The organism is Bacillus sp. 491mf (genome assembly GCF_900112415.1).
GTDB lineage: Bacteria > Bacillota > Bacilli > Bacillales > Bacillaceae_G > Bacillus_A.
The window spans coordinates 1-10,058 of record NZ_FOLV01000070.1; the positions used below are offsets into that span (position 1 = coordinate 1).

5 protein-coding genes, 3 rRNA genes and 2 pseudogenes are annotated in these 10,058 nt (G+C 36.3%); 4 read left to right on the top strand and 6 right to left on the bottom strand.

Translation table 11 applies throughout. The features are described 5' to 3' along the window. Together BM211_RS25015 and BM211_RS25020 are read right to left on the bottom strand one after the other, a co-directional pair. Positions 1-68, bottom strand: a 16S ribosomal RNA gene (locus BM211_RS25015); the annotation flags it as partial. 389 nt (positions 69-457) lie between these two features. Beyond that, the gene (locus BM211_RS25020) at positions 458-3,487 is read right to left on the bottom strand and encodes an efflux RND transporter permease subunit (RefSeq protein WP_091000110.1); all 3,030 of its coding nucleotides are present in this window, start codon (positions 3,485-3,487) and stop codon (positions 458-460) included. Positions 3,488-3,887: 400 nt separating this feature from the next. On the opposite strand from BM211_RS25020, the gene BM211_RS25025 reads away from it, so the two are divergent. Then, positions 3,888-4,646, top strand: a complete 759-nt coding sequence (locus tag BM211_RS25025) for a GNAT family N-acetyltransferase (protein WP_035434699.1) — start codon at positions 3,888-3,890, stop codon at positions 4,644-4,646. 326 nt (positions 4,647-4,972) lie between these two features. Here BM211_RS25025 and BM211_RS25030 read toward each other — a convergent pair. Then, positions 4,973-5,622, bottom strand: a pseudogene (locus BM211_RS25030) (YdeI/OmpD-associated family protein). Positions 5,623-6,034: 412 nt separating this feature from the next. Between BM211_RS25030 and BM211_RS25035 the strand changes: the two are divergent. The 3 genes and pseudogenes from BM211_RS25035 to BM211_RS25045 form a co-directional block, all read left to right on the top strand. Continuing rightward, positions 6,035-6,568, top strand: coding sequence for a sigma-70 family RNA polymerase sigma factor (locus BM211_RS25035; protein WP_035434698.1), 534 nt, complete (start codon positions 6,035-6,037; stop codon positions 6,566-6,568). A gap of 4 nt (positions 6,569-6,572) precedes the next feature. After that, positions 6,573-6,980, top strand: coding sequence for a PadR family transcriptional regulator (locus BM211_RS25040; protein ID WP_035434696.1), 408 nt, complete (start codon positions 6,573-6,575; stop codon positions 6,978-6,980). A gap of 7 nt (positions 6,981-6,987) precedes the next feature. Continuing rightward, positions 6,988-8,232 (top strand): annotated as a pseudogene (locus BM211_RS25045) (FtsW/RodA/SpoVE family cell cycle protein); the annotation flags it as partial. A 180-nt stretch (positions 8,233-8,412) separates the two neighbouring features. Here the strand turns inward: BM211_RS25045 and BM211_RS25050 are convergent. The 3 genes from BM211_RS25050 to BM211_RS25060 form a co-directional block, all read right to left on the bottom strand. Further along, a complete protein-coding gene (locus BM211_RS25050) occupies positions 8,413-9,378 on the bottom strand; it encodes an alpha/beta hydrolase (RefSeq protein ID WP_035434694.1) in 966 nt (321 codons plus the stop codon). A 344-nt stretch (positions 9,379-9,722) separates the two neighbouring features. Beyond that, a 5S ribosomal RNA gene (gene rrf, locus BM211_RS25055) occupies positions 9,723-9,838 on the bottom strand. A gap of 50 nt (positions 9,839-9,888) precedes the next feature. Next, positions 9,889-10,058, bottom strand: a 23S ribosomal RNA gene (locus BM211_RS25060); the annotation flags it as partial.

The window sequence follows — 10,058 nt, forward strand, 5'->3', positions numbered from 1 at the left end:
CGCTCGACTTGCATGTATTAGGCACGCCGCCAGCGTTCATCCTGAGCCAGGATCAAACTCTCCAATAAAGTGTTTGTCTAGCATCATAAATAAAAATTGACGTTTCACGTTGTTTGTTTCGTTCAGTTTTCAAAGAACTCATCCGCCGCTCAATTGCGACTTCCTTATCTTAACATCTCAGTCATTCAATGTCAACTAAGTTTTTTATTTCATTTTCGCTTTCTGCTCTTTCGCATCAGCGACCTTTACTATATTACACACTTATTCTCACAAAATCAACATGTTTTTTATTTTTTCTTCATACATGTTTTCACTTCATTGTTAACCTAAAATCTTTTCCAAACTAATCTACCAAATAGCAACAACCGATTCTATCGCCTATATAGTTTCATGAAGCTATCCTCTCTAGTTATAAAAACTAAGGGAACAGAATACTTTCTCCTGCTCCCTTAGTTTTTTATGCTGTTTCTTTTTTCACCTTCGAAGCTTTGTTTTTCATTGTAAAATTCCATTTCAACCTACTCATCACATAATATGCAGTCGGGACTATGACTAATGTTAAAAGCGTAGATGTTAGTAAGCCAGAAATAACAACGATAGCAAGAGCACGAGAAATAAGTCCTCCCTCGGTTGACAATGCTAGCGGTGTAAGTGCACCTATTGTAGCAAGAGCTGTCATTAAAATCGGACGAAGCCTTGTTACTCCCGCTTCTAATAAAGCTTCTTTTATAGCCATTCCTTGTTTTTCATTTTGCATAACACGATCCATCAACACAATAGCATTCGTCACAACAATTCCAATTAACATAAGAAATCCAACCAATGTCGGCATACCTAAAGGTTCTTTCGTAAGGTATAAGCCAAGCAAACCACCTGTAAAAAGAAATGGTAAAGAAAATAGAATTGCAAACGGAGCCATTGCATTTCCAAATGTCACTAGCATTACAACAAAGACAAGTACAACAGCAATCCCCATAGCAATAATCATATTTTGGAACCCTTCACTCATAGCTTGTGACTGTCCTGCTGAGCGATACTTAATACCTTTTGGCAAATCTAGCTCTTTTAAACGTTTATCTACCTCAGCTTGCACACCAGATACATTATCCGTTGTAAATCTTGCACTTACTTGTACATATTCTTGCTGATTTAAGCGATACAAAGCTGTAGGACCCGGTGCTTCAGAGAGAGTGGCTACATCCGACAATTTTACCTGTTGCCCAGTAGGACTCATAATCATTTGATTCGTAATGCTTTCAACAGATGTAAAATTATCATTCTTCAATCCTAGATTCACTGAAGTCGTTTTTCCGTCTAATTGGACTGTCGTAACACTTTCACCAGCAATATTCCCTCTTACAAAAGCAGCAATCATCATCGGATTCAAACCTTTTTCCGCTGCTTTTTCTTCATCAATTGACAAATTAAGTTGCGGTTTTACAGCAGATAAATTTGTTTTCACATTCGATAAGCCCTTTATATCCTTTACCTTCTCTACAATCTTATTCCCGGCAGTCTCCAAATCCTTAGCGTTTCCACCTTCCACAATAAGAACAAATTTTCCTCCTCCTGTTATACCAATCGGTGTCAAAGCTGTTTCGATACCCGTTCCTAGATTTTTCATCTTTTCTTTTACATCTTTTTCAAAAGTCGTTATTCTTTCTTTCGTCATATCATCCTTCAAATCAATAGACAAACGAATTTTCTCTCCCGAAACAATCGTTTGATAGCTTTTCACACTCACTTGTTTACTAAGAATACTTTCCATATCTTTAGCTACACCATTCGCTTTATCAAGCGATGTTCCAACAGGTAGATCTGCTGTCAGATTATATGAAGCCGCCTTTTCTTCTGGTAAAAAATTTTTCGGGATCAGTGGCACAAGTCCTAAAGATGAAACAAACACGACAAGAGCGAGAAAAAGTGTAATCATCTTTTTCTGAATCGTCCAGCTCAGCACACGCCGATATGTTCTCTGCAATATTGTTTCTTTCGGCTCCTTATGTTTCAAACGCAGCAAGAAAAATTTAGCAAGCAACGGAACAACCGTTAACGAAACAAGCAAAGAAAAAGCAAGTGCAACAATAACTGTAATTCCGAACGGAGCAAAGTACTTGCCAACAATTCCCGGAACAAATGAAAGTGGACCAAATACAGCCATAGTCGTAATTGTTGAAGATGTAACCGCACCGCCAACTTCTTTAGCAGCTGCTAACACCATGTTCGCATCACGCTTTGCGCTATTTAACGTTCTGCGGTAGATGTTTTCAATGACTACGATAGAATCATCAATTACCCGGCCAACAGCTACTGCAATACCAGCTAGCGTCATCATATTCAAACTAAAGTGTAAATACTTCATCGTAATCATCGCCGCTAAAACAGACAGCGGAATTGATAGCACAGCTACAATTGTAGCTCTTATATTACGTAAAAATACAAATGTCACAATGACAGCAAACAATGTACCTAGCAATACTTCTCTAAGCATGCTATTAACTGATTTTTCTACCTGCTTTGAGCTGTCATACAACTTTGTCAGTTTATAACCCTCTGGTAATTGTAGATCAGATAGTTTTTCGTTCATTTGTTTGACCACTTCCACCGCATTAGCTCCTGGCTGCGCTTTAACAGATACAAGAACTGCAGGCGTGTCCTTTAATCTCGTATATACAGTTTCTGTTTTACTTCCATACTCTACAGTTGCTACATCTGACAATTTAACAATTTGTACTCCCCCAGCACCTGGCACTGCTATTTTCACATCGTTGACGTCAGTAAGCGATTTAAGTTTGTAATCAGCTTGAACATTTAATGTTTTTTCATTCATACTCACCTGGCCCGCTGGAAAAGAAAAATTGTGTGCTAAAAGCGCTTGCTTCACTATGTCATACGTAATCTTTTTTTCGTTCATTTTTTCAACATCAAGCTTAATAGATAATTGCTTTTCGGTTTCACCTGACACATCCACCTTGCCGATATTTTCAACAGTAGACAAAGTTGGTTTAATTCGCTCGTTCACGTATTGTGAAATATCCGCTTGCTTAGCATTGTCTGAAGAAAGCGCGAAAGTAAATATCGGCATCTGCGAAGGGCCATCCTTCATAACGACAGGTTTCCCTGCATCCTCTGGTAATTTTAGAGATGCCACAGTACTCGTCACATCTTTTTCAGCTTCATCCATCTTCCTGGCCATATCAAATTCTAAAATAGCGACTACCATGTTGCTATGAGCCTCAATATATAAATTATCAAGCTTTTGAATACTAGAAAATGCAGTTTCTAGCGGCTTTCCTATATCATTTAACCCTTGCTCTGGCGTGGCACCCATATAAGGGACTTGCACAACCATATACGGAATATCAACGTTTGGCATTTCTTCCATCTCTATTGTTTTAATAGAATACATTCCCCCAACAACAATAAAAATCATCGCAAGAAAGACAACACCTACATTTTTTAAAGAAAAGCGAATCCACGACCCCACCGTCATTCCTCCCATCCCTTTGTAATAAGAAAAAAGTCTTACTTACATAATTTCTATAAATCGCAATTCTCCCTTCCTTATATTCCCTTCACTCTTTTGTAATTGTAAATTTTATCCTTCCAATCCACATCAACCGCATGACGGATTCTAAACTCAGCCCAAAGACCTATGTCGAATCACACAGCACTAAGTATAAAGAAATTTTTTTCTGTACAGCAGTGTAAAAAGTCATATTCTAAACACGACAAAAAGGATTGGGAAAAGCTATCTGTTTTCAATAGAAGCAACCTATGATAAGCTTATTTTGTCAGAATTTACTAAAAATATAAATATTTATTATTTCCTTAAAGAACAGAATGGATGAATATGAATATCGAAGAGTTGCAGGGGGAGAAATACATTGGAACAAATTGAGCTAGTAGAGATCAACAAGGAGAATATAAATAACGGAGGTTGTTATTGTCTTCGCAGCAAGCCAACATCAACAGGTTACATGAATAAAAACAAATGGCTTATGAAGAGTTTTAATGAAGGGCTAAAGTATATAAAAATAATGGAGAATAACAAGCCAGCCGGGTTTATTGAGTATACACCTATTGAATATTCTTCGAGAGTTGTATATGGTGAAAATTATTTCGTGATCCATTGCTTATGGGTAAATGTTACTGGAAAAGGGTATGCCTCAAAATTGATTCATAAAAGCATTCAAGATGCTAAGGCGCAAAATAAAGATGGCGTTATTGTAATTACAAACCCAAACACTTCTTGGACTCCAGGTAAAGACGTTTTTATAAAGAATAATTTTATAGAAATAGATCATGCCCCTTATGGATTTGAGTTACTTGTTTACAAATTCGGACATTCACCTGACCCCTATTTTCCGAAAAATTGGGATGAGCGCCTTAAGCTTTTTAAAGACTTAACAATTATCCGTACCCAGCAGTGTCCATTTGTAGATGTATCGACCAATAATGTTGTTAAGGCAGCAAGCCAATTAGGTATTGATGCAAAAATCATTGACATAAAAAACAGAGAAGAATTGTTGAGACTTTCACCTACTCCTTACGGTATCTACGGAGTCATCTATAAGAATAAATTAGTTTCATTTCATAGGCTTACTGTCCACTCTGCAACGAAACGATTACATGAGTTAAGCTAATTCAACTACAGTGGATAAGAGAATCCAATACCGTTGTTTTATAACTCAAATTAACAATATTATTTTCCATAGTTGTCTACAAAAATTCAGTTCATTTTTTGGAACAAGGAATTCCTTAAGTTGATGGCATATATGGTGACCCTAGCTACGACTAATCTTGAAAGGGGTCGTAATCCCTCATATATAAGTCCGACTTAGGTAACAAAAAGTAAAAAAAGAAGCCACGTAATGTGACTTACCAACGAATCTGCGGAGTAATGCCTCTAGATAATGCTAAGTTCTATAAATCTCAAATGTATATGATATACAAAAAGAATTTAAAGTATTTACTTGTACTTGTGCGAGCCGTCACAGTAGGGCAGTTTTTGAGATAATCCACAAGTACAATCATTTAGTCCTTTTCCATTAAGAATTTGTTGCATACATTTTTCAATCCTTGACTCTCGAGTTTTGGATTTTTTGGCTTTAGAAAAATAAAAAATGTATTCTCTTTGTCGTCCCGGCGTCAATGCTTCAAAAGCAGTTTTCAAGGCAGGGATTTCAGCGAATTTATTTTGAAGTTCTTCGGGCATTGTGAATTCTGTATTCTTTTTAAAATTCACTTCCAAACCGGCTTTCTCAACTTCAATAGCTTCATAAATATAGGCTTTCAAGATCGTTTCCATTTCAACTATTTCTTGAATATTGGTAAACCTAATCTGACGCGCCGCCTGTACGTTCTCCGTTTGTTGGACTAGAATCCCCTGGGCATCCTGTAACAAGGCGCCTTTATGAAATAGAAGCGCACAATATTCTTTAAATCCATGTATTAAAACTATGTTTTTTTCTCAAACGTGTAACAAGGATGCATCCACTTAAATTCTTCGGTCAGCTCACAGTCAAGAACGATATTTCTCAACTTCTCATATTCTTCCTTCCACTTTATAGCCTTACTTAAAAATTCATCAACCTTAGGATTCATTCTACTATTTGTCATCAACGAACACCCCTCTTCAATTTTCCGATTAGTTAACCGTCAAGAATCATTATTCTCAATTTCTCCAATTCTTGCCGTCACTTTTTAGCTTTATTTGAACATCCATCAACCTTGAATCATTTTCCATACCTAGCTTGATCTTCAGGCTAGAAAGCATCTAAACAGATAATATAATTGAACTAACATAAATATACAATAAAAGAATCATCTTACCTCTAAGAAACAGTTGAGAAGAGATGATTTTAATCGGACGTTATAATAAAAGATTTATTTTTAGTAAAGAAAAATTAAGCTTGAAATAAAGATTGGTATAACAAAATAGCATGGACATTGCCAACCGTTTTTCTTTTAAGGAATTTAAAAAACTTTTCAATGGAGTACGTCGTCTAATAAGTTGGAAGGGGGAACTGATGTGGATGAATTAACAGCAGAGGTTTTTGAAATAGAAGATAAAGAGGCCCTTATAGATGAGGTAATGAACAAGTATGGACAGGAAATCTTACAACTTGTTTATTCATATGTAAATAATAAAGAGGTCGCTGAGGATTTAACCCAAGATATATTTGTTAAATGTTACAAATCTCTTCATACATACAAGGGAAAATCAAAGTTAAAAACATGGTTGTGGAGAATTGCTATTAATCATTGTAAGGACTATATAAAAAGTTGGTATAACAAAAAGGTAATCGTTACAGAAAATGAATTTACTTATACTGGGGTTCAAAAAGAAAGTGTTGAACAGACTGTTATTCAAAATGATGAGGATCGTAGGCTGGCTTCGGCAGTAATGAACTTACCAATAAAATATCGAGAAGTGATTTATCTCTTTTATTTTGAAGAATTGCCAATCAAAGATATTGCTATGGTAATAGAAGTGAAGGAAAACACTATTAAAACAAGACTTAAAAAAGCCAAGGAACTCTTGAAGAAAGGATTGGAGGAATAATCAAATGGAAGATCGATTAAAAGGGCTACGAAAATCAATGGAGAAAACAACCTTTACACATTTGAATTTTTCTGATCAGCATCGTAAGCAGGTTTACGAAAAAATCAATAAACCATCTGAAAATGAAGAAGATATCTTGTTAGCCGTTTTACAACTTCTCATTTCTGAAAAAACAGGATACGAATTGGCACAGCTATTACGGGGAAGAGGGATTCAAAAATTCGAAGGAAATGAAGGTTTTTTATACACCTTATTACACCGTCTAGAACAGAATCATTTTATCCAATCAAGTTGGGATCATTCAGGAGCTAAATATTATCAATTAAATAATAAGGGAAGAAAGATATTACGAAAAGCAGAAAAAACTTCTACAAAGAAACGATTTATATTACAAGGATTGATACAGGAGTGAGACAAAATTGAATAAAAGAGGGGATTACTTTTTAAAAGAAGTCGCCAATCATATTAAATCAAAGGAAGCAAAGAATCTTGTGGCAACTGAACTGGATTTTCACTTGAAACAGGCGAAGAATATGTGGATAGAGAAAGGGTTAAGTGAGGAAGTTGCTGAAGACAAGGCTGTTGAACAAATGGGAAGTCCAATCAAACTTGGTCAGGAACTTAACAAACTTCATAAGCCAAAGGTTGATTGGTTGATTATTATTTTATTAGTGACTGCTATGGGGCTAGGTTTCTTGCCAGTTGTAGCTTTTGGACATACGAATGATTTATTAATGAATAAGGTGATGTGTGTTATTCTTGGTATTGTGACGGCTCTTGGGATGATGATGATTGATTATCGGAAACTAGAGAGACTGGGATGGCTGTTTTACACAATCGGAGTACTCATCCTATTAATGCTAGACAATTTTTCAAATGCCTCAATGTATGGAGAATCGTTAATAAAAATTGGTCCCATTACAATTGGATGTTTAATGGCTGTACCATTCTTTTTTCTAGCTTGGGCTTCTTTTTTCAATAACAGTAGGTTAAAGGTGTGGCATCTTGGGATTTTGTACTTGTTTTCTTTGCGTCTATTCTTAACTATGCCAAGTCTTTCAACAACCTTTATCTATATCACGATGGTATTCGTTATGCTTTGGTGGAGTAAGTTAGGAAAGAAAAAGGTACTGATCATTACAGTTGTACCAATTTGTTTATCTATCATCGGTGAATTATTTTTCCATCCCCCAGTAAAGGGAGTCCTTTTGGCTAGAATTTTAGGGTACATAAATCCAGAGCAAAATGCAGATGGCGCAGGGTTTATGTATATACGTTTAAAAGAGGTAATGTCGTCAGCAGGGTGGTTTGGAGCATCTGGAAATATGAAGTTCATTCATGCTGCACGTACTGATTTTGTGTTTGCAAGTTTGACTTACTATTATGGGTATTTTTTTGCGCTAATCCTTGTTTTGATTCTTTCTCTTTTTGTCGCAAGGATAATGGTCATATCTTATAAAATAAATGATCGGTATGGTAAATTGCTTCTTGTTGGTGGAATGACTCTTTTTGTAGTCCAGTTCATTTATAACGTTGGAATGATCCTAGGCTTATTACCGATTGCTTCTATATCTTTGCCTTTTATTAGCTATGGATGGATGCCAACTCTGTTTAATGCGTTTTTAATGGGTATCGTGTTAAGTGTGTATCGACGTAAAAATTTGATATCAAGTAGTTTCTATTTGCCTCTGTTATCAAGGTTTATTAAATCAAACTTTATTTTAAGGCTACATCTAGACAATGCTTTCGCTGAATTTTGAGGCGTGGGTATTACCGCCCACAAATAGCGAGATAAAAAGCAAAGAATCTCTCGCTACTAAGAGCGAAAGATTTTTTGCTTAAATTTACGGAGATGAAGGAATATACTTCTCAACAAATCCCCATACAGTATGCCAATATTTCTCCGAGTCTATTTGTTCTGCTTCACCATGCCCCGCACTTGGTACAATTAACTTCTCTTTTTCTACCTTTGCAGCATTGTACACTTCATCTAGCATTTCATACGGAACAAATTTATCCGCATCACCATGAATAAACAACATTGGCGTTTTACTCTTCGCAACTTGCTTAACAGCTGACGCCTCATTCAGATCATATCCAGCTCGTAATTTAATTACTGTATTAGCAGCGTTCATTACAGGGAATTTTGGTAAATGAAATAGATCTTTTAACTGATACGTAAATTCCCCCATAACAGATGAATAACCACAATCCTCTATAATGACTTTCACATTGGCCGGCAACTTTTCTCCTGAGGTCATCATGACAGTTGCGCCCCCCATGGAAATACCAAACAAAGCAATTTCTGCTTGTGGATCTTTCTTTAGAATCTCCTGAATCCATACCAGAATATCTTTACGATCATGCCAGCCCATACCAATATAATCACCTTCACTACTTCCATGACCACGAAGATCAGGTGCTACTACACTATAACCTTTTTCATGAAAGTGACGAATATATTTTGTCATCAGTGAGGCTCTGCCATTATATCCATGAACTACAATTGCCCATTTATGATTGGATTCCTGATTACGATATTCATAACCAGCTAATTTCAGATTATCAAAAGAACGTATCGATATTGTATTAGGCTGATGCAGTGATGTGAATTCAGCATTTTTCACTTCATTCGCAGCTAATACTTCCCCTGATACATTTACGCTTCTCTTCAAATGAGGGTTTCCCTTTAAAAAATCTTTTCCTTGCTTTGCATTTAATGCGTAGTTATAAAAATAATTTCCTACTAGCCCATAAATAATAACTAGAAGAAGTAAAACAACTGCAGTAATAATAATCATTTTCTTCATTCTTTACTACCTTTCTATAAAATACATATTCCTTAATGTCCACACCTCAGTATAGCAGACCAAAAAAGTAACTACTCTGCCATACATTTCATTTAGAAGTTTGGTAAGGGGTATGATGTAAGTAGAAATACGCCCATTATTATTACCTATAATTGCTGCCAGGAAGATAAAAACGGCCATGCATATCGCTACTTTTCTTTGTTTTAAAACGTTGCGCGTGGCAGAAAAAAGGCACTGACCGCTACTACGCATGGCCAGTCCCTCTTGACCATTTAAAACCATGCTTTTCTGTCCTTTTTTAGTTATACACAAAAAACCTAAGTCAAATTGACTTAGGTTTTTTTGCCTGGCAACGTCCTACTCTCACAGGGACAAAGTCCCAACTACCATCGGCGCTAGAGAGCTTAACTTCCGTGTTCGGTATGGGAACGGGTGTGACCTCTCTGCCATCATTACCAGACTTATGAAGGTATATTCCTTCAAAACTAGATAACATTTGCTTCATATTATTTGATTAAGTCCTCGATCTATTAGTATTCGTCAGCTCCACGTGTCACCACGCTTCCACCTCGAACCTATCAACCTGATCATCTTTCAGGGATCTTACTAGCTTAACGCTATGGGAAATCTCATCTTGAGGGGGGCTTCATGCTTAGATGCTTTCAGCACTTATCCCTTCC

Excerpts from the sequence above, each read along its gene's own strand:
- BM211_RS25040 (WP_035434696.1), top strand. The coding sequence starts at position 6,573 with ATGGAAGATCGATTAAAAGGGCTACGAAAATCAATGGAGAAAACAACC.
- BM211_RS25050 (WP_035434694.1), bottom strand. The coding sequence starts at position 9,378 with ATGAAGAAAATGATTATTATTACTGCAGTTGTTTTACTTCTTCTAGTT.